This is a genomic window from Pantoea sp. R102, from assembly GCF_004916815.1.
Taxonomy (GTDB): domain Bacteria; phylum Pseudomonadota; class Gammaproteobacteria; order Enterobacterales; family Enterobacteriaceae; genus Pantoea; species Pantoea dispersa.
Genome location: NZ_SDFT01000157.1, coordinates 1 through 25,552, shown reverse-complemented (window position 1 = coordinate 25,552; position 25,552 = coordinate 1). Strand labels below are relative to the sequence as shown.

The following is a 25,552-nucleotide window of genomic DNA, read 5'->3' as shown; positions in this document are numbered from 1 at the left end:
GGCATGCGACAGCAGCGGCAGATCGTTCATCGAATCGCTGTACGCCCAGGTGCGCTCAAAACGCCGATCCTGCTGCAGCGCTCGCCAGTCGCTGAGTCGTGAAACTTTGCCTTCACGGTAAGTGGCGGTGCCGTAAATTTCACCGCTGTAGCGTTCATCGACCACTTCCACGCCAATCGCCAGCGCGCCGTGTACGCCCAGCCGTTCCGCAATCGGCACGGCGAGGTGATCGCCGCTGGCGGTGATAATCATCACCGTGTCGCCACGCTGCTGATGCCACTGAATGCGTTCGCGCGCGGCGGGAAAGACGCGCGGCAGGATATCGCGATGAATAAAGCGCCGCACCCAGCCTGCGACGGTGAGCGTCGCCATGCCGGTGAGCGGTGAGAGCGTGGTGCGCATGTACTCTTCAATCGACAGGCTGCCGGCGTGGTATTGCGCCATCAGCGCCTGCTCCTGACGAATGATCTCTTCCGGTGCAAACCCCTGCGAAACCAGCCAGCGCAGCCAGAGGCTGGTGCTGTCTTCACAAATCAGGGTTTCATCCAGATCGAAAACGGCTAAGTCCATCATGATTCTCCTCGGGCTGACTGGCATCAGGTTAGCGGAATTTTGTGACTGGCTTAACTGTTCTGCGAAAATTCGGAATTTCTCGCAATTTTTCCTCTGCCCTGACGCCCGCGCACTGGCAGCGCAGCGGCCTTGATGCCAGGGTTACTCTAACAAACTCTAAAAAACTTTACGGTTTGGCGGTTTTTTTCACCGGCGTGAACCGTTAGCGTTTGGTAAGACATGTCTTACCTGCACAAATCCGTGATTTTACAAGGACAATTGGGTCACGCTCATGAGAAAAACATCCCTGACTTCAGTCTGGCGGCCACTTGCGGCCACTTCATTATTGTTGCTTTTCGTCCCTGTCACCACTCAGGCCGAGCAGGCACCCGCGGCACCGCAGATTGAGGCAAAGGCCTGGATTCTAATGGACTACAGCAGCGGCAAAGTGCTGGCGGAGTCCAATGCCGACCAGCGTCTTGATCCCGCCAGTCTGACCAAAATGATGACCAGCTACGTGGTCGGCCAGGCGCTGAAATCCGGCAAAATCACCAGTAACGACATGGTGACCATCGGCCAGGATGCCTGGGCCACCGGCAATCCGAAACTGCGCGGGTCGTCGCTGATGTTCCTCAAGCCGGGCGATCGCATCCCGGTCTCGGAACTGAATAAGGGCGTGGTGATCCAGTCGGGGAATGATGCCTGTATCGCGCTGGCGGACTATGTCGCCGGCAGTCAGGATGCCTTTATTGGCCTGATGAACAATTACGTTAAAGCCTTTGGCCTGCAAAACACCCACTTCATGACGGTGCACGGTCTGGACGCCGAAGGCCAGTACAGCACCGCACGCGACATGGCGATCATCGGCCAGCGCCTGATTGATGATGTGCCGGAAGAGTATGCGCTGAACAGCGAAAAAGAATTTACCTTTAATAATATCAAACAGATGAACCGCAACCGCCTGCTGTGGAGTAGCAACCTTAAGGTTGACGGCATCAAAACCGGGCATACCTCAGGGGCGGGCAACAATCTGGTTGCTTCAGCGGTCGATGGCGATATGCGCCTGATTTCGGTGGTACTGGGCGCGCAGACCGATGCAATTCGCTTCCGCGAGAGTGAGAAGCTGCTGACGTGGGGCTTCCGTTTCTATGAAACCGTTACGCCGATTAAAGCCGATAAACCGTTTGCCCAGCAGCGCGTGTGGTTTGGCGAAAACAGCCAGGTCAACCTCGGCGTGGCGAAGGATGCGGCGATCACTATCCCGAAAGGGCAGATGAAAAATCTCAAGGCCAGCTTTACCCTCAACGCACCGCAGCTGGAAGCGCCGCTGAAAAAGAATCAGGTGGTGGGCACTATCGATTTCCAGCTGGATGGCAAAACCATTGAGCAGCGTCCGCTGGTGGCGATGGAGGATGTACCGGAAGCCGGCTTTATTGGCCGCATCTGGGATTTCATTATGATGAAATTCAACGGCTGGTTCGGTAAGTGGTTCAGTTAATCTCAGGACGGCGGGTCAGCCCGTGGCTAACCCGCCTGCCGGCTGAGTTTATCCGCGCACCCAGCCTTTTTTAATCGGCATCGCGAACAGGGCGCGGTAGAGTTGATGCGTCAGCGCCAGCATGCGCTGACCGTACAGCTGCCACGCCAGATGCGAAGCCAGACAGCCAAGCAACCCCACCAGAAAACCGCCCAGCATATCCAGCGGCCAGTGCACGCCGAGATACACGCGTGACCAGGCAATAGCGCTGCCAATCGCCAGCAAAACCACGCCGGACCACAGACGGTGCCAGAAAATAAACGCCAGCGCGAAGGTAAAAATCGTGGTGCCGTGATCGCTGGGATAGGAGTCATCAGCGGCGTGTGACAGGAACTGGTGACCGAAGCCAATGGCGAACGGGCGCGGGTGTGGCAGTAGCTGGCCCACGCACCAGGAGATGCTCAGCGCATAAATCAGCGCCATGCCGGTTTTCAGCACCAGCGCGCGCTGCGACTGCAGCTGATCGCGCGGCCCCCACAGCCACAGGGCGACGATCAGCAACGGTACAATAGCAATCACATCTTTGGCGATAAAGGTCGCCAGGCTGAGCAGCCACGCGGGTGAATCCGGCGTGGCGTTAATCCATAAAAAGAGGGTGTGGTTAAGAGCTTCCATCACGTTTCCTCGTCCTCGTCTTGTTTACCCAAAAAGAAATTGCGGCAAAAATCAGCAGCTGGCTGAGCCACACCCACCAGCCCGCCCACAAATTGTGGGAGAAAAAGTGCGCACCACGCATCACCTGGCCATAGCCCATCAGCAGGCCACAGGCGATACCCACTGCCAGCGCCAGCAGCGCGCGGCGTGGACGCTCCGGCCACCACAAAAAAAACAGCGCCATCAGCGCAAAGCCGCTGGAAGCATGGCCGCCCGGAAAGCACTGGCCCGGGCCACTGTTGGCCGGCACCGCCGCCAGCAGCGGAAAGCTCGCGGCATTGCCGCCGAACAGCGCCAAATCCCACGGACAGGAGTGCGCGCTGTGCGCCTTTAGCATGCCCACCACCAGCGGCCCCATGCCAAACAGCAGAGCCACCAGCACCCGTCGGGCGTCGCGCTGTTGCAGACCGCGCAGTAACAGCAGCACCGCGCCAGCGATAATCACATCCTTCATCAGCCGATGGTTAATTAGATCCAGCCAGCGGTTGTGCTGCCACGGAAAACGCCGGGTGAGCGGATCAAACCAGCGCTGGCTGATGGCGATGTCGAGGCTTTCGTGGCGCGACCACCACAGAAACGCCAGCGCCAGAATTGCCAGCAAAATAAGGTTGATAGCGTAGAAGCGCGCGGACAGAGAATAAATAGCCGCGCTCCGAATCTCACTGCGGGTTGTTGGAGTGTTTAACTTTGATGAAAGTTGCATGAATATTTGCAAATAGCGAAACCAGAGTCACAGGGTTGCAAATCACGCTTAGGGAAACCTTAAGGGGGCGCGCGGCAGGCATAAAAAAACCCGCTAGCAGAAGGCTAACGGGCTCCTCAATTTGGGGATTTCAAAGAAAAGCAGTGGCACTTATTCAGACTGCATCGCGTCCGATTAGTTCTGACGCGTGTAAAAATATTTTTAAACAGGCAAAAGCGGCCAGATGATGACGATCAGCGTCCCCGCCAGCGTCAGCAAGACGTTGGCAATGGCGTAGGTGCCGGCATAGCCGAGCGCCGGAATGCTGCTGCGCGCGGTATCGCTGATGATCTCCATGGCCGGTGCGCAGGTGCGCGCGCCCATGATGGCACCAAACAGCAGCGCGCGGTTCATGCGCAGCACGTAAGCGCCGAACAGATAGCAAATCACCACCGGCAACAGACTCACCAGCAGGCCGCTCAGCAGCATCAGCGCGCCCGCACTGCCGAGACCGTGCTGCAGGCCGCTGCCGGCGCTCAGACCAACCCCGGCCATAAACACCATCAGGCCAAACTCTTTCACCATGGTCAGTGCGCCCTGCGGGATGTAGCCGAACGTCGGGTGGTTGGCGCGCAGGAAGCCGAGCATGATGCCGGCGAACAGCAGCCCGGCGGCGTTGCCCAGGCCAAAGCTGAAGTTGCTGAACTGGAAGGTGATCATGCCGATCATCAGGCCGATGATAAAGAAGGCGCAGAACGCCAGCAGATCGGTCATCTGGCTGTGAATAGCAATGAAGCCGATGCGATCGGCCAGGCTTTTCACCCGGCGCGCTTCGCCGCTCACCTGCAGCACATCACCTTTGTTAAGCATAATGCTGTCGTCGATCGGCATCTCAATCTGGCTGCGAATTACCCGGTTAAGGAAGCAGCCGTGATCGGTCAGTTTTAAATGGCTCAGGCGTTTATTTACCGCGTTGTGGTTTTTCACCACGATCTCTTCGGTGACGATGCGCATGTCGAGCAGATCGCGATCGAACACCTCTTTACCATTACGGAAACTGGCGTCGAGACGCGCATGCGCATCCGGATAGCCCACCAGGGAAATCTCGTCGCCGAGCTGCAGCACGGCATCACCGTCCGGGCTGGCGAGAATGCCGTTACGCCGCAGGCGCTCAATGTAGCAGCCGGTCTGACGGTGAATCCCCAGCTCGCGCAGGTTTTTGCCGCCGCTCCACTCAACCAGCTCCGGACCAACGCGATAAGCACGAATTACCGGCAGGAACACTTTACGCTGGCTGTCCGCATCCAGACCGCGCTCGCGCGCGATTTGCTGGGCGCAGGTCGGCAAATCCTGATGCTGCAGGCGCGGCAGGTAGCGTGCGCCGAAAATCAGGCTGACCAGCCCAATCAGATAGGTGAGGGCGTAACCCAGGCTGAGGTTATCCTGCATGCGCCCCAGCAGCTGCGTGTCGCTGATGCTTTGCCGCAGCGTATCGCCTGCGCCTACCAGCACCGGCGTTGAGGTCATCGAGCCGGCCAGCATGCCGGCGGTGAGGCCGATATCCCAGCCAAACAGTTTGCCGAGCGTCAGCGCAATCAGCAGGGCGCTGACCACCATGACGATCGCCAGAAAGAAATAGTTCTTACCGTCGCGGAAAAAGATGGAGAAAAAGTTGGGACCGGCTTCCACCCCGACACAAAAAATAAACAGCATAAAGCCCAGACTTAAGGCGTCAGTATTTATCGCGAAGTGTTGCTGACCCAGAATCAGCGAAACCACCAGCACACCAATAGAATTACCGAGTTGTACGGAGCCAAGGCGTAATTTACCCAGGCACAGGCCGAGGGCTAATACGACAAATAATAACAGAACGTCATTTCCGCTTAACAATTCTGCGACGTTAATGTTCACGGTTTAACTTCTTATTTACCTGTAACGGGTTGATGGAATGGGATTTTTTCGCTATCTTGTGACGGCAACGCACGGCCCGGTCACCGAATGTTCTTAAACTGTGACCCACATAAAGCGGCGCCATTCTAATCATAATTAACACCCTCAGCTATCAGCAGTTTTCATTCCTTCTGCCTTCAGCTGTTTCTTTTTATTTCCACGTAAGCGCATCAGGGCAGTTAAAAGTTTCAATATTGTTAACGTCAAAGTTGAGGAGAGGTATGTTGCAGCGCAATAATCGCTGGCCAGCATCGGTTCTGGGCGTGATGCTTTATACGCTGGTGTTTATTTTTGCACATCATTTTTGGTCCGCCGCCGCGACGCAGGCGGTGCGTGGACAGCCGGAACTGCTGCTGTTTCTGCTGCCGGGCATCGTGATGGCGCTGCTGCAGCCGGACAGTCCGCTGATCGGCACACTGTGGATCGCGCTGGGCGGGACGCTGCTGGGCATGATGTGGGTGTGGCTGGTGATGCCGATGTCACACAGCTTGCTGCTGGTGACAGCGTGGAGCCTGAGTGCACTATTCTGGGCGGGGTGCGGTGCGCTGTTGGTGCGCCTGCTGCGCATTATGCTGGCGATGCGCGCCAGCTGAGTGAAGCGAAGGCGGGCCCGCAGGCCCGTCAGGTCAGGCTTCGATGCCGAGGTTTTCTTTAGTCCACGCCGCAAATTCGGTGTAACCACCGATGTGCTGGTCGTCGAGGAAGATCTGCGGCACGGTAGAAACCGGTTTGCCGGCACGCGCTTCCAGATCGGCTTTGGTGATGCCGGTCGCCTGGATATCGACGTACTGATAATTAAAATCGTCGCGCTCGCTGGTTAACTTCGTGGCTAACTCTTTTGCTCGTACGCAGTAAGGGCAGCTGGAACGGCCAAAAATCACTGCAATCATTGCTTCTCTCCTTCCGCTGCTGTTTTGTGACTTGTCTCACATCACAGCGTGAATAATGCGTCACATCATGCCCGCCCATCCTGCTTAAGAAAAGCAGAAATTGCCTGTTACTCTAATGCGCGCTGTCTATACCCGGTCACAATGCCGTACTACAGTATTCGGGTATCACCAGCAGCAGAAACAGATGAACACTGAGGAGCCCTGAACCATGCGTAATCTGGCGACATTGCCCAAACCCGTGCTACTGCTGGAAGCGCTGGGCGTGCTGGCAGTGATTGGCGCGCTGCTGCTGGTCAACGACTGGCTGGCGGCACCGGCATTCATGGCGAAAAAACCGCTGGCAACGCTGCTGTTTTTCCTCGGCATTGCGCTGATGTTGCCGGCAGCGTGGCTGATGATGTGGCGCACCGCAAAGGCGATGGCACCGCAGTTGTTCAATCACACCCACAAAAAGAAGTAACCGGAGAGGATTATGACGCCGACTATTGATTTGCTTTGCAGCCACCGTTCCATTCGCGCCTTTACTGAGCAGGGGATTGATGACGCCCAGCGCAGCGCGATTATCGCTGCGGCGCAGGCGGCCTCGACCTCCAGTTTTTTACAGTGTTCCTCCATTGTCCGTATCACCGACCGCGCCCTGCGCGAGCAGCTGGTGCAGCTTACCGGCGGCCAGCCGTGGGTCAGCGCCGCAGCGGAGTTTTGGGTGTTCTGCGCCGACTTCAACCGCCACCAGCAAATCTGCCCTGAGGCTCAGCTGGGCCGTGCCGAACAGCTGCTGCTGGGTTGTGTCGATACCGCGCTGATGGCGCAGAACGCCATGGTCGCTGCGGAATCGCTCGGTTTAGGCGGCGTGTTTATTGGCGGCATTCGCAACAGCATCGCGCAGGTGACGGAGCTGCTGGGGCTGCCGAAGTTTGTGCTGCCGCTGTTTGGCTTCTGCATCGGCCATCCCGACGCGTCACCGGACGTCAAGCCGCGCATGCCGCAGGCGATGCTGGTGCATGAAAACCGCTACCAGCCGCTGGATAAAGCGGTGCTGGCGCAATATGACCAGCAAATCACCGCTTACTATCAGCAGCGTGACAGCAATCAGCGCTCAGAAACCTGGAGTGAACTGATTCAGCGTTTGATCATTAAAGAAACGCGACCGTTCATGCTGGATTACCTGCATCAGCAGGGCTGGGCAACGCGCTAAGCACAGGGACCGCTGCAATGAAGATGGCCATTCTCACCCGTGACGGCGCGCTCTACTCCTGTAAACGCCTGCGTGAAGCCGCGGAAGCGCGTGGCCATCAGGTGCAGATGATCGATCCGCTCTCCTGCTACATGAACATCAATTCCGACTTGCCGGCGGTGCACTATCGCGGTGAGGCGCTCGGCCATTTCGACGCGGTGATCCCGCGCATCGGCACCGCCACCACCTTTTACGGTACGGCGGTGCTGCGTCAGTTCGAGATGCTCGGCAGCTATCCGCTCAACGAGTCAGTGGCCATTACCCGCGCACGCGACAAGCTGCGCTCGCTGCAGCTGCTGGCGCGCGAGGGCATCGACATGCCGGTTACCGGCTTTGCCTCGTCGCCGGATGATACACAGGATGTGATCGCCATGGTCGGCGGCGCGCCGCTGGTGGTGAAACTGGTGGAGGGGACGCAGGGGATCGGCGTGGTGCTGGCGGAAACCCGCCAGGCGGCAGAGAGCGTGATCGATGCGTTTCGCGGTCTCAATGCGCATATTCTGGTGCAGGAGTTCATTAAAGAGGCGCGCGGGCGCGACATCCGCTGCCTGGTGATTGGCGACGAAGTGGTGGCGGCGATTGAGCGGGAAGCGAAAGAGGGCGATTTCCGCTCTAATTTGCACCGCGGCGGCAGCGCCCGCGCCGTCACCATTACCGATCAGGAGCGCGAGATCGCGGTCAAAGCGGCCACGACGCTGGGATTAGCCGTGGCGGGCGTGGATATTCTGCGCGCCAACCGGGGTCCGCTGGTGATGGAGGTCAATGCCTCTCCGGGGCTGGAGGGCATTGAAGGCAGCACCGGTTTAGACATTGCCGCCATGATGATCCGCTGGATAGAGCAGCACGCCTGTCCCGGTTATCGTCCGAAAACCGGGGGCTGAACCGCGCTTTTGCGCGGTTTTCGTGGCATCTGCGACTGATTTTCCGTAAGCTAAGGCGCTTATTTATTCACCCCACAGGATACAACGATGGATTCACTGGTCGTTCCTGACATCGACATGCTGCGTCGCTGGCTGGATCAACAAAATATCACCTGGTTCGAATGCGACGCCTGTCAGGCTTTGCATCTGCCGCATATGCAGAATTTTGACGGGGTGTTTGACGCGAAAATCGACCTGGTGGATAACGTTATCCTCTTCTCGGCGCTGGCAGAAGTAAAGCCCACCGCGCTGATCCCGCTGGTTGGTGAACTGTCGCAAATCAATGCCAGTTCGCTCACGGTGAAAGCCTTTATCGATATACAGGATGACAACCTGCCGAAGCTGATTGTCTGCCAGTCAATCAGCGTAAGCGCCGGCATCACCTTTGGTCAGTTCACCCACTTCATGAAGCAGAGCGAAGAGGGGATTTCGATGGTGATCATGGAAGCGTTCGCCAATCATCTGCTGATGATGGGCGAAGACGAGGAGCGTCCGCCGAGTGTCAGCAGCCACAGCATGCTGCACTGATTTTTCCCCTCCTGCTAACTGCCGCTTTTTGCGGCAGTTTTCATTTCAGGCCCACCACTTTTTATTCTGCATTTTGCCCTTTATTGCCAGATATTAGTCGTGCTTTATGCCGCTAGTGCCAGAGTGCATAGCAGAAACATGCATAACTTATCGCAAAAAGGCGTTTTTTAAGCTGGGATCTGGCACGCAGGAATCAGGGGGGCTATTCTTGCGGGGCTGTCTGATACGTGCAACTACGGCGCAGCTATAGGTTTTTGCTATTAAACTCCCGCTGAATATTGATTCATTGTGTGGCTGTAATTTAACAGACAACGCAACGACCGGATCGCGTGTATGCAGCGTTGTGATGACCCGCTCAGGAGGAAGAAAAACATGATCAACCAGTCAAAAAAATGGTTGCCAGGTGTGGTTGCAGGTGTGCTGATGGCTGCGGCCGTGGGCGCTCAGGCAGAGGATAAAACGCTGCACGTTTATAACTGGTCCGATTATATTTCGGCCGACACCGTGCCCAATTTTGAAAAGCAGACCGGCATCAAAGTGGTCTACGACGTGTTTGACTCCAACGAAGTGCTGGAAGGCAAACTGATGGCCGGCAGCACTGGCTATGACGTGGTGGTACCGTCGTCGAGCTTCCTCGCGCGTCAGCTGCAGTCTGGTGTGTTCCAGGAGCTGGATAAGAGCAAGCTGCCTAACTATAAAAACCTCGATCCCGATCTGATGGCGAAAGTGGCCCAGCACGATCCGGGTAACAAATACGCCATTCCTTACCTGTGGGGCACCACCGGCATTGGCTATAACATCGATAAAGTCAAAGCGGCACTGGGCGCCGATGCGCCGGTTAACAGCTGGGATCTGGTACTGAAGCCGGAAAACCTGGAAAAACTGAAGAGCTGCGGCGTTTCGTTCCTCGATGCGCCAGAAGAGATTTTTGCCACCGTGCTGAACTACCTCGGCAAAGATCCGAACAGCTCTGACGCGAAAGATTACACCGGTGCGGCGACCGACCTGCTGCTGAAGCTGCGGCCGAATATCCGCTACTTCCACTCTTCGCAGTACATCAATGACCTCGCCAACGGCAACATTTGCGTTGCCATCGGCTGGTCTGGCGATATTCTGCAGGCGAAAGATCGCGCGGTGAAAGCCAACAACGGTGTCCATCTCGGTTACAGCGTACCGAAAGAGGGCGCGCTGGCGTTCTTCGACATGATGGCCATTCCAAAAGACGCGAAAAATCTGGATGCGGCTTATCAGTGGCTGAACTACATCATGGATCCGAAAGTGATTGCCGACGTCTCCAACAAGATGAACTACGCTAACGGCAACAAAGCGTCGCTGCCGCTGATCAATGCGGATGTGCGCAACAATCCGGGTATCTTCCCGACGCCGGAAGCGATGGCCAAACTGTTTGTGCTCAAGGTCCAGGATCCGAAACTGGATCGTGCGCGTACCCGTGCATGGACTAAAGTAAAAAGTGGTAAGTAATTCGTTCTGAACGGATTCCCTTATCGGTAAACGACAACAGAGGCGCGGTGCTGGCCTCTGTTGTGTCATTTAGCGGCTGGCTGTGCCGCGCTATCCCGCTTAGCGCCGGAGACATGTGAGTGAACGACGCGATTCCCCGCCCCCAAAATAAAACGGCTAAGGCGTTAACGCCGCTGCTGGAAATCCGCAACCTGACGAAATCGTTTGACGGTCAGCACGCCGTGGATGATGTCAGCCTGACCATTTACAAAGGCGAAATTTTCGCACTGCTCGGGGCTTCCGGCTGTGGCAAGTCCACGCTGCTGCGGATGCTGGCCGGCTTTGAAATTCCCAGCAGCGGCCAGATTGTGCTGGATGGTCAGGATCTGTCCCACGTGCCGCCGTATCAGCGGCCCATCAACATGATGTTCCAGTCGTACGCGCTGTTTCCGCACATGACGGTGGAACAGAACATCGCTTTTGGCCTGAAGCAGGACAAACTGCCGAAAGGCGAAATCAGCAGCCGCGTGGCAGAGATGCTGGCGCTGGTGCATATGGAAGAGTATACCAAACGTAAGCCGCACCAGCTTTCTGGCGGCCAGCGTCAGCGCGTGGCGCTGGCGCGGAGCCTGGCGAAACGTCCCAAGCTGCTGCTGCTCGACGAACCGATGGGCGCGCTGGATAAAAAACTGCGCGACCGCATGCAGCACGAAGTGGTGGATATTCTGGAGCGCGTAGGCGCTACCTGCGTGATGGTGACCCACGATCAGGAAGAAGCCATGACCATGGCGGGCCGCATCGCCATCATGAACCGCGGTAAATTTGTGCAGATCGGCGAGCCGGAAGAGATTTACGAGCACCCGACCAGCCGCTACAGCGCCGAATTCATTGGCTCGGTGAATGTGTTTGATGGCCTGTTGCGCGAACGCCGCGACGAGGGCGTGGTGATCGACAGTCCGGGACTGATGCATCCGCTCAAGGTGCAGACTGATGTGTCGATTGTGGACAACGTGCCGGTGCACGTGGCGCTGCGGCCGGAAAAAGTCATGCTGTGCGACGAGGTGCCGGCCGACGGCTGCAACTTTGCCGTCGGCGAAGTGGTGCACATCGCCTATCTCGGCGATCTGTCGATTTACCACGTACGGCTGCGCAGCGGCCAGATGATCAGCGCCCAGCTGCAGAATGCGCATCGCTACCGGAAAGGCGCGCCCACCTGGGGCGATGAAGTGCGCCTGTGCTGGGATGCCGACAGCTGTGTGGTCCTGACGGTTTAAGGAGGCGCTATGAGCCAGATTTCTCAACGCAGCGAGCCGGAGGTAGCGGGCACACCGCTGCAGCGCTGGGGCACACGCATGAAAATGCAGCACGGTCGCAAGCTGGTGATCGCGCTGCCTTATCTGTGGCTAATCCTGCTGTTTATGCTGCCGTTCCTCATCGTGCTGAAGATCAGTTTCGCCGATATTGCGCGCGCCATTCCGCCGTACACCGATTTGGTGACCTGGGCGGACGACCAGCTCAACCTGGTGCTCAATCTGGGCAACTACCTGACGCTAACCGACGATCCGCTGTACGCCGAAGCTTATCTCACCTCGCTGAAGGTGGCGGCGATCTCAACGGTGATCTGTCTGCTGATCGGTTATCCGCTGGCGTGGGCGGTGGCGCACAGCAAGCCCTCCATGCGCACCATCCTGCTGCTGCTGGTGATCCTGCCGTCGTGGACCTCGTTCCTGGTGCGCGTCTATGCGTGGATGGGGCTGCTGAACAACAACGGGATCCTTAACCGCTTCCTGATGTGGCTTGGCGTGATCGATCATCCGCTGATCATCCTGTACACCAACACGGCGGTGTATATTGGTATCGTTTACTGCTACCTGCCGTTTATGGTGCTGCCGATCTACACCGCGCTGACGCGCATTGATTATTCGCTGGTGGAAGCATCGCTCGACCTCGGCGCGCGCCCGCTGAAAACCTTCTTCAGCGTCATCGTGCCGCTGACCAAAGGCGGCATTATTGCTGGCTCAATGCTGGTATTTATCCCGGCGGTGGGCGAGTACGTGATCCCGGAACTGCTCGGCGGACCGGACAGCATCATGATTGGGCGCATTTTGTGGCAGGAGTTCTTCAACAACCGCGACTGGCCGGTGGCCTCGGCGCTGGCGGTGATCATCCTGCTGATCCTGATTCTGCCTATCGTCTGGTTCCACAAACATCAAAACCGTGAAATGGGGGAGAAGGGATGAATCAGCTACCGGTAATCCGCTCTCCGTGGCGCACCGCGATTCTGGCGCTGTGCTTCCTGTTCCTGTACGCGCCAATGCTGCTGCTGGTGGTTTACTCCTTCAACAGCTCGCAGCTGGTGACGGTATGGGAGAGCTTCTCGTTTCACTGGTATCGTGTGCTGTTCCAGGATGATGCGATGCTGGATGCGGTTGGCCTGAGCCTGACCATCGCGGCGTTGTCGGCCACCATGGCAGTAGTGCTCGGCACCATGGCGGCGGTGATTATCGTGCGCTTCGGGCGTTTTCGCGGCCACAGCGGCTTTGCTTTCATGCTCACCGCGCCGCTGGTGATGCCCGACGTGATCACCGGTCTGTCACTGCTGCTGCTGTTCGTGGCGATGGGTAACACCTTTGGCTGGCCGGGCGATCGCGGCATGCTGACCATCTGGCTGGCGCACGTCACGTTCTGTACCGCCTACGTGGCGGTGGTGATCAACTCGCGGCTGCGCGAGCTGGATCGCTCAATTGAAGAAGCGGCGATGGACCTCGGCGCTACGCCGCTGAAGGTGTTCTTCGTGATTACCGTGCCGATGATTGCCCCGGCAATCATTACCGGCTGGCTGCTGGCGTTTACTCTGTCGCTGGACGACCTGGTGATCGCCAGCTTCGTCACCGGGCCGGGCGCTACCACGCTGCCGATGGCGATCTTTGCCACGGTGCGGCGCGGCGTCAATCCGGAGATCAACGCGCTGGCCTCGCTGATTCTGTTTGTGGTCGGGCTGGTCGGCTTTATCGCCTGGCGCTTTATGGCGCACGAAGAAAAACAGCGATTGCGCGATATTCAGAAAGCAAAACGTGGCTGAGTGACGCAACATTTGCCAATATAAGCAAGGCTGACTCTGTCAGCCTTTTCTTATGGAGCGCGCGCAATGTCGGAAACGTTGAAAAACCTGGTGTTAACCTCCACGCCCGTGCCGGTGACCATTGCCGGCAGCGCCATTATCGCCACGCGCTGTATCAGCGTGCTGATGCTGGCCAATGAGCTGGGCTATGACGAAATCGCCAATTTCGTGCACCGTAGCGCGCAGGCGTGGGACTCCACGCTGATTTTTATCGCCAGCCAGCTGATTTTCCTGTTTGAACTGCGCTGTGCCTTTACCCTGATGCGCGGCAGTAATGCCGGGCGCTGGGGCTACGTGGCCACACAGATCGTGGTGCTGCTGTACATGCTGATGGCGTCGGTAGGCTGGATCTATCCGGAGATTTTCAGCATTCCCGGCGAGAATAACGCGCAGATTATTCACCACACGCTGCTGCAGAAACTGCCGGATGTGCTGGTGCTGCTGCTGCTGTTTGTGCCGGCCAGCAGTCGCGCATTTTTCCGCAGCCGGTGATACAATCGGCCCCCGTTTTTGCTCCCGATTCTCAATACAGGCCTTTCCATGCATTGCGCGCTTTATCAGGCCGGTCGCTGTCGCTCATGTCAGTGGCTGGAAAAACCCTATCCGCAACAGCTGAGCGACAAGCATGCGCAGCTGACGCAGCTGCTGGACGGCATGCCGGTCGCCGACTGGCGGCCGCCGGTTACCTCGGTGCAGCAGGGGTTTCGCAATAAAGCCAAGATGGTGGTGAGCGGCAGCGTGGAAAAACCGCTGTTCGGCGTGGTGGCGCGTGACGGCGAGCCGGTGGATCTCTGCGCCTGTCCGCTCTATCCCGCCAGCTTCGCGGCGGTATTCGACGTGCTGAAACCCTTTATCGCCCGTGCCGGTCTGACGCCGTACAACGTGGCGCGCAAACGCGGCGAGCTGAAGTTTTTGCTGCTGACGGAGAGTACCCAGGGCGGCATGATGCTGCGTTTTGTCCTGCGCTCGCACAGCAAACTGGCGCAGCTGCGCGCCGCGCTGCCGTGGCTGCAACAGCAGCTGCCGCAGCTGCAAGTGATCTCCGCCAATATTCAGCCGGTGCACATGGCGATACTGGAGGGCGAGGAGGAGATTGCGCTGACGCCTGAGCAGGCGCTGCCGGAACGCTTCAACGACGTGCCGCTGTATATCCGTCCGCAAAGTTTCTTCCAGACTAACCCGCAGGTGGCGGCTGCGCTGTACGCAACGGCACGCGACTGGGTGGCGGAGCTGCCGGTGCACAGCATGTGGGATCTGTTCTGTGGCGTTGGCGGCTTTGGCCTGCACTGCGCCACGCCGCAGATGCAGCTGACCGGCATTGAAATCAGTGCGGAAGCCATCGCCTGCGCGCAGCAGTCGGCGCAGCAGCTGGGGTTAGAGCAGGTGAGTTTTGCCGCGCTGGATTCCACGCAGTTTGCCACCGGGCATACGAGCGTGCCGCAGCTGGTGCTGGTCAATCCGCCACGTCGCGGTATTGGTGCAGAACTGTGCGCCTGGCTGAGCCGCATGGCGCCGGACTACATCCTGTATTCCAGCTGCAATCCCGCCAGCATGGCGCAGGACATTGCCCGCCTGGCCGACTATGACATCAGCCGCGTGCAGCTGTTCGATATGTTCCCGCACACCGCACATTTTGAGGTGCTGACGTTACTGCGTCGTAAGGGTGGAATCGCGTAGCGCCCGGCTGCGCTGAGGACGTGCAGAACCTGGCAGGCCCGGCGCCACGCAACTCCATAATGCTTATTCCGGGAACCACTTCTGATTGATCTGCTGCCAGCGACCGTTGGCTTTCAGCGCCGCCAGCGCGCTGTTCAGCTGTTGCAGCAGCGCGCTGTTGCCCTTGCGCACCGCAATGCCGAGCCCGGTGCCGAAGTAGTCGCTGTCGGTAATATGCTCGCCGACCGCGCTCAAATCCGCATTGGCCTTCAGCCACTGATTGACGACTGCGCTGTCACCAAATACGCCGTTGAGCCGGCCATTTTTCAGGTCGAGGATCGCGTTCTGGTAGCTGTCGTAGGCCACCGCAATCACTTCCGGATGCTTCTCCAGCAGGTATTTTTGATGGGTGGTGCCGTTTTCCACGCCGATGCGTTTGCCTTTCAGCTGGCTAAAGTCGCTATATTCACCTTTGTGGGCGATGACGATTGCCGAATTGGCGTAGTAGGGCTGGGTAAAATCGACCTGCTTACTGCGCTCGGCGGTGATATCCATGCCGGAAATGACCGCGTCATAGCGACGGAATTTCAGCGAAGGAATCAGGCTATCAAAGGCATTGTTGGTGAAAGTGCACTCGGCCTGCATCTGCTGACACAGCGCTTTAGCGAGGTCGATATCAAAACCGACAATCTGGTTATTCTGATCGAGTGATTCGAACGGGGGATAGGTGGCTGAGGCAGCAAAGCGAATTTTCTCTGCCGCATAAGCATTCATTGCCAGCGTTGCCATCACTGCCGCAACAATCCATTTTTTCATTATAAGGCTCCTGTAAACCATGCCAGAGGCGAAACGATTTACACGATGCCAGTTAATGCATTTGTATGCAATAAATATGATTAAAAATTTATTTCGCTATGATCAAATACAGTGAGGAAGGGCGCGGCGCTTTCCTTCGCACCGCGTCAGACGATCAGTTGCGGCGCTCAAACGCCAGCGCGCGCTTCTCGACCAGGCGCATCAGCAGCGTCAGCAGGCCGTTAACCACCAGATAAATCAGACCGGCGGCAGCATATACGGTGACGTCATAGGTGCGGCCATACAGCAGCTGGCCGTGGCCCATCACTTCCATCAGCGTAATGGTATAGGCCAGCGAAGTACTCTTGAACACCAGCACCACTTCGTTGGAGTAAGAGGAGAGGGCGCGCTTAAACGCGTACGGCAGCAGAATACGCAGCGTATCGCGGCGGCGCATGCCCAGCGCGGCGCAGGAGTGCCACTGCCCGGCCGGTATGGCGCGCACCGCGCCGTAGAACAGCTGTGTGGTGTAGGCTGCGCTATTAAGCGACAGCGCCAGCATGGCACACAGCCACGGCTGCGACAGTAAATGCCAGAGCCACGGCACGTTCTGAATGCTGGGGAACTGGCCGGGACCGTAATAGATGAGGAAAATCTGCACCAGCAGCGGCGTGCCGGTAAACAGGGTGATATAGCCTTTGACCAGCCAGTTGAGCAGCGGCAGCTTCAGCGCCAGCACAATGGTGCACAGCAGCGCCAGCAGCAGCGCGGCGACCAGCGAGGCGGCCGTCAGCGTCAGGCTGGTATGCAGGCCTTTCAGTAGCTCAGGTAAATACGCCAGCATGCGTCAGGCCCCCCGCTCGAAACGCGTGGTACGTGATTCAATACGGCGCAGCACCGCCTGACTGAATAGCGTAATCACTAAATAGATCGCGGCAGCCACCAGATACCAGGTAAACGGCTCCTGGGTGCGCGTCGCAATGCTTTTGGTCTGCAGCATGAGATCGTTGACGCTAATCAGCGACACCAGCGCCGTATCCTTGAGCAGCACCAGCCACTGATTGCCGAGTCCGGGCAGCGCATGGCGCCACATCTGCGGCATAATCAGCCGGAAGAAAATCGCTGACTTTTTCATGCCCAGCGCCTGGCCTGATTCCCACTGGCCGGACGGCACCGCTTTCAGCGCACCGCGCAGCGTTTGAGAGGCGTAAGCCGAATAGAGCATCGCCAGCGCAATCACGCCGCACAGGAACGGGCTGACATCAAAGTTCTCAATCTGCATCTGCACCGGCAAGGTGAACAGGCCCAGATTGAGCTGGAAGCCGTCCGACAGCGTCAGCAGCAGCTGCGAGGCACCGAAATAGATAAACAGCACCACCAGAATTTCCGGCAGGCCGCGAATCAGCGTCACCAGCCCGGTACCGATCCACGCCAGCGGTTTCCAGTGCAGCGATTCCCAGCCAGCAAAAATCATCGCCAGCGCGAGGCCGGCGATCAGGGCACAAACGGCAAGGCCGACGGTCATGCCGGCGGCGCTTGCGAGTGGAATCATTTCATTCATCAGAAATTACTGCTGAAACCATTTGTTGTAGATGGTTTTGTAGGTGCCGTCGGCTTTGATCTTATCCAGCGCGCCGTTGAACTTCTGCTGCAGTTCGCTGTTGCCCTGACGCACGGCGATGCCGAGGCCGGTGCCGAAGTAGGCTTTGTCGGTCACTTTCTCACCCAGCGCGGCGAGGTTGGCGTTCTGCTTCAGCCACTCGTTAACCACGGCGGTATCCCCGAACACCGCATCAATACGGCCATTCTTCAGGTCGAGCACCGCATTCTGGTAGCTGTCGTAAGGCACGATGGTGATGTCGCTGTGCTTGTCAGAGAGATATTTCTGGTGCGTGGTGCCGTTCTGCACGCCCACACGCTTGCCTTTCAGCGCCGCAACGTCCGCCAGCTTGCCTTTCTGCGCGATGAAGGTCGCAGAGTTGTCGTAGTAAGGTTTGGTGAACAGCACCTGCTTTTCACGCTCTGGCGTGATATCCATGCCGGCCATCACCGCGTCAAAACGGCGGAATTTCAGGCTGGGGATCAGGCTGTCGAAGGCCTGGTTGGTAAAGGTGCAGGTCGCATCGATCTCTTTGCACAGCGCATTGGCCAGATCGACGTCAAAGCCCTGGATTTTGTTGTCGGAGTCGACAAATTCAAACGGCGGATAAGACGCCTCGGTCGCGAAACGCAGGGTTTGCGCGGCAGAAGCGCTCAGGCTCAGGCTGGCAAGCAGTGCAGCAAGTACAACTTTTTTCATTAGAAGCATCCTGACTTAGTGCGAAAGATAATGAGCAAACGCCTCGGTTTGCGGCTGTGTAAAGTGGCTGGCATCGCCCTGTTCAATGATGCGACCGTTCTCCATGTACACCACGCGGCTGGCGGTTTTGCGCGCCACCTCAACTTCGTGGGTGACAATCACCTGCGTGATCTGCGTCTGCGCCAGCTCACGAATGATGCTGACGATCTGCGCCGTGATCTCCGGGTCGAGCGCGGCGGTCGGTTCATCAAACAGCAACACCTGCGGCTCCATCATCAGCGCGCGCGCAATTGCCACGCGCTGCTGCTGGCCACCGGAAAGGTGCAGGGGAAAACGATCGGCGTACGGCGTCAGGCGCAGGCGTTCCAGTAGTTTATCGGCGCGCGCGCGTGCCGCATCTTTGCTGAGCCCGAGCACACGACAGGGTGCTTCGATCAGGTTCTGCATCACGCTGAGGTGCGGCCACAGATTGTACTGCTGGAACACCATGCCGACATTCTGGCGCAGTTCGCGAATCGCGTTGTCGGACGGCGTCTGGCTAAAATCGAAGTGGTTGCCGGCAATCTGCAGGCTACCGGAACGCGGCAGCTCCAGCAGGTTGAGCACGCGCAGGAGTGAACTTTTACCCGCGCCACTCGGGCCGAGCAACACCAGCGTTTCGCCCTGCGGGCAGGCCAGGTTGATATCGAACAGCGCCTGATGGGCGCCGTAAAAACAGTTGATGGCGTTTAGTTGAATACTCATGCGCAAAAAATGAATAGCAATTAGTGTCGCAAATCTTAACGTCACCAGAATAGTTATGCAATTGAGGTGGGTTAAAATTTATTAAAGAGCAATTAAACAGCAAAAGCGTAGCACAAAATCGGGCAGGGCAGCGGGGAAAGGGGCTGACGGGTGAGCGTCGGCTGTTGCGCGGAAGCTTAGCGGCGCCGCAATGGTGCAGCGCGCTAATGGTTGCGGCTGAGTGCGGAAAAAATGCGCGACTATTTTTTCTCTTCCAGCAGCTGGCTGAGCGAGCCGCCACCGGCGTGTGGCCAGTCGCCGACGTAGCGCACATCATCCACCACCCAGCAGGTGCCTTCGTGGATCATCAGCACTTCATCGCGCCAGCTTTTATCGCCGCGGCTCAGCGTCACGCGCAGCGGAATATTACGCGCGTCGCGGTTAGGAATGCTGGAGGCGCTGGCCACGTCAGCGGCAGTGGGCCCCTGTGCCAGGCTGGAGAACAGATCGCCCTGGCGCCACGCTGCCGGTGGGTGGCTCTGGCTGCTGGCATGCAGCAGTTTCTGATACAGGTTGTCGCTCAGGTACGGGCGATATTTTGCCAGCGTGGTGCTGTCCGGCAATCCCTGGGTTGGCTGGCTGACACGTAAATCGTAGAACTGCTGCGCCACGCTGTCCGGACCGCCGTCAACGCAGGGTGCGGTACGCGGCCCGTTGTCCTTGATCACCGGCTCAACGGTGGTACAGGCACTCAGCAGCAATGCAGCGGGAACAAGCAGCGCAAAGGCTTTGTTTCTCATCTCGATTTCCTTATTGTTCACTGGCAAAGCGCCATTTTTAGCATAGAGTATAGCCGTGCTTTTACGCCGTACGAGCTATCGCCTCATGAATCACCACAGGAGAGAACGATGAAATTTTCGACTACGCCAACCCTGGAAGGGCAGAGCATCACTGAATATTGCGGCGTTGTGACCGGCGAAGCGATTCTCGGTGCCAACATTTTCCGTGACTTCTTTGCCGGCATTCGCGATATCGTCGGCGGCCGCTCCGGTGCCTATGAGAAAGAGCTGCGCAAAGCGCGGCAGATCGCCTTTGAAGAGCTGGAAGAACAGGCGAAAGCGCTGGGCGCTAATGCGGTGGTTGGCATTGATATTGACTACGAAACCGTGGGCAAAGACAGCAGCATGCTGATGGTGAGCGTTACCGGTACTGCGGTGATCGTGCGCTAATGCGCGCGGTGTTACTGCTGGTGATGGCGCTGCTGCTCAGCGCCTGCCAGTCGACGCTGGAAGCGCGCAACGGCTATTGGGTCGATAGCGCGCACCCGGCGCAGGGGGCCAGACCGCGCATCAAAGTGGTGGTAATCCACTACACGGCGGAGGACTTTCCCTCGTCGCTGGCGACCCTGACGGACCGCAACGTCAGCGCGCACTATCTGATTCCGCAGCAGCCGCCGCAGAAAAACGGCGCCGGGGTGATCTGGCAGCTGGTGCCTGAAAATCAGCTGGCGTGGCATGCCGGACCGAGCTTCTGGCGCGGCGCAACGCGCATTAATGACACCTCAATTGGCATCGAAATCGTCAATGACGGCTATCGCCGCACGCTGACCGGCCGGCAGTGGCAGCCGTTCACCGCCGCGCAAATCAATGCCCTGACCGCGCTGGTGCGCGATATCAGCCAGCGTTACGGCATCAGTCCGGAAAATATTGTCGGGCACAGTGATATCGCGCCGCAGCGCAAGCAGGATCCCGGTCCGCTGTTTCCGTGGCAACAGCTGGCCCGGCAGGGGCTGGGAGCGTGGCCGGATGCCGCCACGGTGCAGCGCTATCTGGCTAACCAGCCGCCGGATGCCCCGGTGGAGGCTGCAACGCTGCTGACTGCGCTGCAGCGCTATGGTTATGACGTTGCCGCTGCGCCAACGCCGCAGATGCAGCGCAAACTGATTGCGGCGTTTCAGATGCATTTCCGCCCGCGTGATTACCGTGGCGAAGCCGATGCCGAGACGCTGGCCATCGCCCGTGCGCTGCTGGCGAAATACGGCGCGGCACAGTAGCCGCGCGTTGCGGCGTTACGGCTGGAGAAAGGCCTGCCAGCGCGCCACCAGCTGCTGTAATTGCTGGCGGCTGACATCCAGATGGGTAACGATGCGGGTCTGCGGACCTACGCTGAGCAGCACGTCGCCCGCCTGCATCCAGCGCTGTAGCGGTGCGACCTGCTCCGCCGGCACTTTCACGAACAGCATGTTAGTGTGCTGGCTCACCACTTCCACACCAAGAGTGCTGAGCTGTGCGCCGAGCCACGCGGCGTTGTCATGATCCTCCTGCAGACGCGCCACGTTGTGCTGCAGCGCGTAGAGACCGGCAGCCGCCAGAATGCCGGCCTGGCGCATGCCGCCACCGGTCATTTTGCGCCAGCGCCGCGCCTGCTCGATATAAGCTTCATCACCACACAGCAGGGAGCCGACCGGCGTGCCCAGTCCTTTCGACAGGCAGATGGTCAGGCTATCGCAGTAGCGGGCGATATCGATCAGCTGCACGCCCTGCGCCACCACGGCATTAAAGATGCGCGCGCCGTCAATGTGCAGCGCCAGCTGGCGCTCGCGGGTAAATTGCCACGCCTGTTCAAGGTAGCTCAGCGGCAGCACTTTGCCGTGATGGGTATTTTCCAGGCTCAGCAGGCGGGTGCGGGCAAAATGCATGTCGTCCGGCTTGATGGCGGCCGCCACGTCGTGCAGCGGCAGCGTGCCGTCGGCAGCCGCGAGGATCGGCTGCGGCTGGATGCTGCCGAGCACCGCGGCACCGCCAGCCTCATATTTGTAGTTGTGCGCCTGCTGGCCGACGATGTACTCATCACCGCGCTGGCAGTGGCACAGCAGCGCCACCAGGTTGGCTTGAGTGCCGGTAGGGAAGAACAGCGCAGCCGCTTTACCGCTCAGGCGCGCCGCTTCAGCCTCCAGCGCATTGACGGTGGGATCATCGCGATAGACATCATCGCCGGTTTCGGCCGCCATCATCGCATCCAGCATCGCGGCACTCGGGCGGGTCACGGTATCACTGCGTAAATCGATCACGTTGTTCTCCTGACATAAAAAAGCGGGCTAAGCGCCCGCATGATGATTAATCCGGCAAGTCTCTTCGTTTTACCGCAGCCAGTTGGTTTTCGCCAGCTCGACGATTTCATCACCGCGGCCATTCAGGATCGCGCGCAGCATGTACAGGCTGAAACCTTTCGCCTGCTCGGCTTTGATTTGCGGTGGCATCGACAACTCTTCCTTAGCGGTGATCACGTCCACCAGCACCGGACCGTCGTGGGCGAACGCCTGTTGCAGCGCGCCATCCAGCTCCGAGGCTTTTTCCACGCGGATCCCTTTGATGCCGCAGGCGGTAGCGATGGCGGCGAAGTCCGGGTTCTCCAGATCGGTGCCATCGGTGAGATAGCCGCCGGCTTTCATCTCCATCGCCACAAAGCCCAGCACGCTGTTATTAAAGATCACCAGCTTTACCGGCAGCTTAAGCTGCGCCAGCGAGATGAAATCGCCCATCAGCATGCTGAAGCCGCCATCGCCGCACAGCGCAACCACCTGACGCTGTTTATCGATGGCCTGTGCGCCCAGCGCCTGCGGCATGGCGTTGGCCATCGAACCGTGGTTAAACGAGCCGAGCAGACGGCGCTTGCCGTTCATTTTCAGATAGCGCGCCGCCCACACCGTTGGCGTGCCGACATCACAGGTAAAGATGGCGTCATCGGCCGCATAGTGGCTGATCTGCTGGGCCAGATACTGCGGGTGAATCGCCTGCTTATCGTTGGCGGTCGCCAGATCGTCTAGCCCTTTGCGCGCATCCGCGTAGTGCTCCAGTGCGCGATCGAGGTGATGACGGTCGCTGTGACTGGTGAGCTGTGGCTGCAGCGCCTGTAGCGTGGCTTTGATGTCGCCCACCAGCGCCATATCAACGTGACTGTGCGCGCCGAGGCTGGCCGGATTGATATCAATCTGAATAATGCGCGCGTCCGCCGGGTAGAACGGGCGATAAGGGAACTGGGTGCCGAGCAGCACCAGCGTGTCGGCGTTCATCATGGCGTGATAGCCGGATGAGAAGCCGATCAGCCCGGTCATGCCGACGTCGTACGGGTTATCGTACTCGAGGTGCTCTTTGCCGCGCATGGCATGCACCACCGGTGCTTTCAGCGTTTCGGCCAGCTTTACCACTTCCGCATGGGCACCGGCGCAGCCGCTGCCGCACATCAGGGTGATATTTTTCGCTTCATTGAGCGTTTCTGCGAGGCGCGTCAGTTCACTCACCGACGGCACCACCTGCGGCAGCTGCGGCGGATACCATTCGCTGCGCGCATTCTCCGGCGCCGCCTGCAGCGCCACGTCACCCGGCAGCACAATCACCGACACACCGCGATTGAGGATGGCTTTACGCATCGCAATGCCGAGCACCTGCGGCAGCTGTTCCGGATTGGAGACCAGCTCGCAGTAATGACTGCACTCGCGGAATAACTCCTGCGGATGAGTTTCCTGAAAATAGCCGCTGCCGATTTCGCTGGAAGGAATGTGCGCGGCAATCGCCAGCACCGGAACATGGTTGCGATGGCAGTCAAACAGGCCGTTGATCAGATGCAGGTTGCCAGGGCCACAGGAGCCAGCGCACACCGCCAGCTCACCGCTGATTTGTGCTTCCGCCCCGGCGGCAAAAGCGGCCACTTCTTCATGGCGCGTTGGCATCCATTCAATGGTGTCCATGCGGTTGAGGCTGTCGTTCAGTCCGTTGAGGGAGTCACCGGTTACGCCCCAAATGCGTTTTACGCCGGCGCTCTCCAGCGTTTTGGCCAGCAGGGCCGCCACAGTTTGCTTCATCGTTCGCTCCTTTCTGGTGTTGGCCATCCAGTCGGATGGCAAAAAACGTGTCAGAGAGAAAGCGTAGACGAAGCCGCAGCGCAGCGGGCGTGAAAAAATGCGCTGCGCGTCAGGCGGAAAACAGGGCGATGAGGATCGGCGCCAGCAGGTTCATGATAAAACCGTGCACGATGGCCGCAGGCACAATCTCCATTCCGCCGGCACGCTGCAGAATCGGCAGGGTGAAATCCATCGACGTGGCACCGCTCAGCCCGAGTGCCATACTGCGGTAGCGGTTGACCAGCACCGGAATCAGCAGCACCGCAGCCAGCTCGCGCAGCAGATCGTTAAAGAAGGCGGCGCTGCCCATCACCGGGCCGTACGCTTCGGTCATCAGAATGCCGGATAGCGAATACCAGCCGAAGCCGCTGGCCAGCGCCAGTCCGGTTGACAGCGAAACGCCGAGCAGCCACGCCGCCAGCACGCCGCCGCCCAGCGAGCCGCACAGGGACACCAACGCTACCGTCATGCCGCGCCGGTTCAGGGTGATCTGGCGCAGCGTCATGCCGCTGCCGCGCAGCTGCACGCCCACCAGGAACAGCAGCACCACCAGCGCAATTTCGCTCAGGGTGGAAGCATGGCGCAGCGGCGCCCATTGGGTTAATCCCAGCAGGAAACCGGCCAGCACCGCCACACACAGCTTGAGTGACTCCAGCACCATGTGCCAGCGCGACGGCAGATTCTGCTGGCGATGCTGCTGCCGCCACGGCCAGCGGCGATCCAGCAGCCACAGCGCCAGCAGCGAGCAGCTCAGGATGGCGCCCGCGGCAATCAGCGCGGTTTTAAACACGATCAGCAAATTGGTGCCGAGATTGTCGAGAAAGGCGAGGCTGGTACCCATAAAAAACAGAATGGCGTAAATCAGCAAACTCAGCAGGCGGTTAACGCGCTGCAACAGCGCAGGCTGATGCCACGGCAGCAAATAGCCCACCATCAGCGGCACCAGAATGATAAGCAGTCCGGTATACATGAAAAATGACGTCCTTTTTTGCGAGACGCCACGCTAATGGAAAACGCCTGAAGTGTAAACCTTTTCTCCCGCTGCCGACTTGACCAACGCAGCGCGGCGGACCATGCTCTGGCAAAGCACGGAGGGACTGCGCGATGATTCTGGAACATATCGATATACACGGCTTTCGCGGCATTAACCGGTTGTCGCTGCCGCTGACCGACACCAACCTGCTGATTGGGGAAAACGCGTGGGGTAAATCCAGTTTGCTGGATGCGCTTACGCTGCTGCTGGCACCGGCCGCTGAGCCCTATAGGTTCACCGAACAGGACTTCCATTTTCCGCCCGGTGAGGTGGAAGCACGCCTACATAAGTTGCAGCTGGTGTTTCGCTTTCGCGCGCAGGGCGATGAGCATGAAGCGCTGTTTGCGCCGTTCTGGCAGCAGGATGATGCGGGGCGCTACCTGCGCTTCAGTACGCTGGCGACGCGCCAGGGCAGCGAAGTCAAAACCCGCTGGCGCTTTATTGACGCGCGTGGCGAGGTGCTGCCGCTGGCGGGCACCGACGCCGCGCTGGCGCAGTTGCGCGCGTACTATCCGGTGCTGCGCCTGCGTGATGCGCGCTTTGGCCGGCGGTCGCGCCATAGTGACAATGACACGCAGCGGCGCGCTGATACGCTGAGCGCGCTGGCGCAGGAGATG

The 25,552-nt window shown here is 58.7% G+C and carries 29 protein-coding genes; 15 read left to right on the top strand and 14 right to left on the bottom strand.

The features are described from left to right. A partial coding sequence (locus ERD80_RS16450; RefSeq protein ID WP_136547678.1) for an HAD family hydrolase occupies positions 1–570 on the bottom strand: 570 nt, incomplete at its 3' end. Between the two features lie 274 nt (positions 571–844). On the opposite strand from ERD80_RS16450, the gene ERD80_RS16445 reads away from it, so the two are divergent. Next, a complete protein-coding gene (locus ERD80_RS16445; protein ID WP_136547676.1) occupies positions 845–2,050 on the top strand; it encodes a serine hydrolase in 1,206 nt (401 codons plus the stop codon). A gap of 48 nt (positions 2,051–2,098) precedes the next feature. On the opposite strand, the gene ybjG is transcribed toward ERD80_RS16445, so the two are convergent. The 3 genes from ybjG to ERD80_RS16430 all read right to left on the bottom strand — a co-directional run bounded on the left by ybjG (position 2,099) and on the right by ERD80_RS16430 (position 5,336). Beyond that, the gene (ybjG, locus tag ERD80_RS16440) at positions 2,099–2,704 is read right to left on the bottom strand and encodes an undecaprenyl-diphosphate phosphatase (protein ID WP_021508389.1); all 606 of its coding nucleotides are present in this window, start codon (positions 2,702–2,704) and stop codon (positions 2,099–2,101) included. Next, positions 2,691–3,446, bottom strand: a complete 756-nt coding sequence (locus ERD80_RS16435) for a phosphatase PAP2 family protein (protein WP_072209945.1) — start codon at positions 3,444–3,446, stop codon at positions 2,691–2,693. Before ERD80_RS16435 ends, ybjG begins: the two co-directional genes overlap by 14 nt. A 201-nt stretch (positions 3,447–3,647) precedes the next feature. Further along, a complete protein-coding gene (locus ERD80_RS16430; protein WP_021508387.1) occupies positions 3,648–5,336 on the bottom strand; it encodes an aspartate:alanine antiporter in 1,689 nt (562 codons plus the stop codon). 260 nt (positions 5,337–5,596) lie between these two features. Between ERD80_RS16430 and ybjM the strand changes: the two genes are divergently transcribed. After that, the gene (gene ybjM, locus ERD80_RS16425) at positions 5,597–5,968 is read left to right on the top strand and encodes an inner membrane protein YbjM (protein WP_136547675.1); all 372 of its coding nucleotides are present in this window, start codon (positions 5,597–5,599) and stop codon (positions 5,966–5,968) included. Positions 5,969–6,001: 33 nt separating this feature from the next. Here ybjM and ERD80_RS16420 read toward each other — a convergent pair whose 3' ends face one another. Then, positions 6,002–6,265, bottom strand: coding sequence for a GrxA family glutaredoxin (locus tag ERD80_RS16420; protein ID WP_010618314.1), 264 nt, complete (start codon positions 6,263–6,265; stop codon positions 6,002–6,004). Between the two features lie 208 nt (positions 6,266–6,473). Here ERD80_RS16420 and ERD80_RS16415 point away from each other — a divergent pair, with 208 nt between their 5' ends. The 10 genes from ERD80_RS16415 to rlmC all read left to right on the top strand — a co-directional run bounded on the left by ERD80_RS16415 (position 6,474) and on the right by rlmC (position 15,206). Further along, positions 6,474–6,725, top strand: coding sequence for a DUF1418 family protein (locus ERD80_RS16415; RefSeq protein WP_058769528.1), 252 nt, complete (start codon positions 6,474–6,476; stop codon positions 6,723–6,725). A gap of 12 nt (positions 6,726–6,737) precedes the next feature. Next, a complete protein-coding gene (nfsA, locus tag ERD80_RS16410; protein ID WP_058757789.1) occupies positions 6,738–7,460 on the top strand; it encodes an oxygen-insensitive NADPH nitroreductase in 723 nt (240 codons plus the stop codon). 17 nt (positions 7,461–7,477) lie between these two features. Then, the gene (gene rimK / locus ERD80_RS16405; RefSeq protein ID WP_136547672.1) at positions 7,478–8,380 is read left to right on the top strand and encodes a 30S ribosomal protein S6--L-glutamate ligase; all 903 of its coding nucleotides are present in this window, start codon (positions 7,478–7,480) and stop codon (positions 8,378–8,380) included. A gap of 87 nt (positions 8,381–8,467) precedes the next feature. Then, positions 8,468–8,947 (top strand): YbjN domain-containing protein, encoded by a 480-nt coding sequence (locus ERD80_RS16400; RefSeq protein ID WP_021508382.1) that lies wholly within the window; start codon positions 8,468–8,470, stop codon positions 8,945–8,947. A gap of 372 nt (positions 8,948–9,319) precedes the next feature. Further along, on the top strand, positions 9,320–10,429 hold the full coding sequence (gene potF, locus ERD80_RS16395) for a spermidine/putrescine ABC transporter substrate-binding protein PotF (RefSeq protein WP_021508381.1): 1,110 nt from the start codon (positions 9,320–9,322) through the stop codon (positions 10,427–10,429). A 119-nt stretch (positions 10,430–10,548) separates the two neighbouring features. Further along, complete coding sequence (gene potG, locus ERD80_RS16390; RefSeq protein WP_136547670.1) at positions 10,549–11,682, top strand: putrescine ABC transporter ATP-binding subunit PotG; 1,134 nt, start codon at positions 10,549–10,551, stop codon at positions 11,680–11,682. A gap of 9 nt (positions 11,683–11,691) precedes the next feature. Further along, complete coding sequence (gene potH / locus ERD80_RS16385) at positions 11,692–12,648, top strand: putrescine ABC transporter permease PotH (protein ID WP_021508379.1); 957 nt, start codon at positions 11,692–11,694, stop codon at positions 12,646–12,648. Then, the gene (gene potI, locus ERD80_RS16380; RefSeq protein WP_058757786.1) at positions 12,645–13,490 is read left to right on the top strand and encodes a putrescine ABC transporter permease PotI; all 846 of its coding nucleotides are present in this window, start codon (positions 12,645–12,647) and stop codon (positions 13,488–13,490) included. The genes potH and potI overlap by 4 nt, the downstream gene beginning before the upstream one ends. A 66-nt stretch (positions 13,491–13,556) precedes the next feature. Beyond that, a complete protein-coding gene (locus tag ERD80_RS16375; RefSeq protein ID WP_021508377.1) occupies positions 13,557–14,021 on the top strand; it encodes a YbjO family protein in 465 nt (154 codons plus the stop codon). A 48-nt stretch (positions 14,022–14,069) separates the two neighbouring features. After that, positions 14,070–15,206 carry a 23S rRNA (uracil(747)-C(5))-methyltransferase RlmC gene (gene rlmC / locus ERD80_RS16370; RefSeq protein ID WP_136547668.1) on the top strand — a complete coding sequence of 379 codons (1,137 nt, stop codon included), beginning with the start codon at positions 14,070–14,072 and terminating at the stop codon, positions 15,204–15,206. A gap of 63 nt (positions 15,207–15,269) precedes the next feature. Here rlmC and ERD80_RS16365 read toward each other — a convergent pair whose 3' ends face one another. From ERD80_RS16365 to ERD80_RS16340, 6 genes are all read right to left on the bottom strand, one after another. Continuing rightward, positions 15,270–16,001, bottom strand: a complete 732-nt coding sequence (locus ERD80_RS16365) for an arginine ABC transporter substrate-binding protein (RefSeq protein WP_104092759.1) — start codon at positions 15,999–16,001, stop codon at positions 15,270–15,272. Between the two features lie 154 nt (positions 16,002–16,155). After that, positions 16,156–16,824 carry an arginine ABC transporter permease ArtM gene (artM, locus tag ERD80_RS16360; protein ID WP_104092760.1) on the bottom strand — a complete coding sequence of 223 codons (669 nt, stop codon included), beginning with the start codon at positions 16,822–16,824 and terminating at the stop codon, positions 16,156–16,158. Positions 16,825–16,827: 3 nt separating this feature from the next. Beyond that, on the bottom strand, positions 16,828–17,541 hold the full coding sequence (gene artQ, locus ERD80_RS16355; protein WP_136547666.1) for an arginine ABC transporter permease ArtQ: 714 nt from the start codon (positions 17,539–17,541) through the stop codon (positions 16,828–16,830). Between the two features lie 6 nt (positions 17,542–17,547). Beyond that, positions 17,548–18,279, bottom strand: coding sequence for an arginine ABC transporter substrate-binding protein (artJ, locus tag ERD80_RS16350; RefSeq protein WP_021508372.1), 732 nt, complete (start codon positions 18,277–18,279; stop codon positions 17,548–17,550). A gap of 15 nt (positions 18,280–18,294) precedes the next feature. Further along, a complete protein-coding gene (gene artP / locus ERD80_RS16345; RefSeq protein ID WP_021508371.1) occupies positions 18,295–19,023 on the bottom strand; it encodes an arginine ABC transporter ATP-binding protein ArtP in 729 nt (242 codons plus the stop codon). Positions 19,024–19,262: 239 nt separating this feature from the next. Next, the gene (locus ERD80_RS16340) at positions 19,263–19,802 is read right to left on the bottom strand and encodes a lipoprotein (protein ID WP_136547665.1); all 540 of its coding nucleotides are present in this window, start codon (positions 19,800–19,802) and stop codon (positions 19,263–19,265) included. A 108-nt stretch (positions 19,803–19,910) separates the two neighbouring features. Between ERD80_RS16340 and ERD80_RS16335 the strand changes: the two genes are divergently transcribed. Both ERD80_RS16335 and ERD80_RS16330 read left to right on the top strand, forming a co-directional pair. Next, a complete protein-coding gene (locus ERD80_RS16335; RefSeq protein ID WP_136547663.1) occupies positions 19,911–20,231 on the top strand; it encodes a heavy metal-binding domain-containing protein in 321 nt (106 codons plus the stop codon). Then, on the top strand, positions 20,231–21,055 hold the full coding sequence (locus tag ERD80_RS16330; protein WP_136547661.1) for an N-acetylmuramoyl-L-alanine amidase: 825 nt from the start codon (positions 20,231–20,233) through the stop codon (positions 21,053–21,055). The genes ERD80_RS16335 and ERD80_RS16330 overlap by 1 nt, the downstream gene beginning before the upstream one ends. 15 nt (positions 21,056–21,070) lie before the next feature. Here ERD80_RS16330 and ltaE read toward each other — a convergent pair whose 3' ends face one another. From ltaE to ERD80_RS16315, 3 genes are all read right to left on the bottom strand, one after another. Next, positions 21,071–22,072, bottom strand: a complete 1,002-nt coding sequence (ltaE, locus tag ERD80_RS16325) for a low-specificity L-threonine aldolase (protein ID WP_136547659.1) — start codon at positions 22,070–22,072, stop codon at positions 21,071–21,073. Between the two features lie 69 nt (positions 22,073–22,141). Next, the gene (gene poxB / locus ERD80_RS16320; RefSeq protein ID WP_136547657.1) at positions 22,142–23,863 is read right to left on the bottom strand and encodes a ubiquinone-dependent pyruvate dehydrogenase; all 1,722 of its coding nucleotides are present in this window, start codon (positions 23,861–23,863) and stop codon (positions 22,142–22,144) included. Positions 23,864–23,972: 109 nt separating this feature from the next. Continuing rightward, on the bottom strand, positions 23,973–24,872 hold the full coding sequence (locus tag ERD80_RS16315; RefSeq protein WP_058780819.1) for a lysine exporter LysO family protein: 900 nt from the start codon (positions 24,870–24,872) through the stop codon (positions 23,973–23,975). 134 nt (positions 24,873–25,006) lie between these two features. Here ERD80_RS16315 and ERD80_RS16310 point away from each other — a divergent pair. Next, positions 25,007–25,552 (top strand): DUF2813 domain-containing protein (locus ERD80_RS16310; RefSeq protein WP_136547655.1); only part of this gene is annotated, 546 nt, incomplete at its 3' end.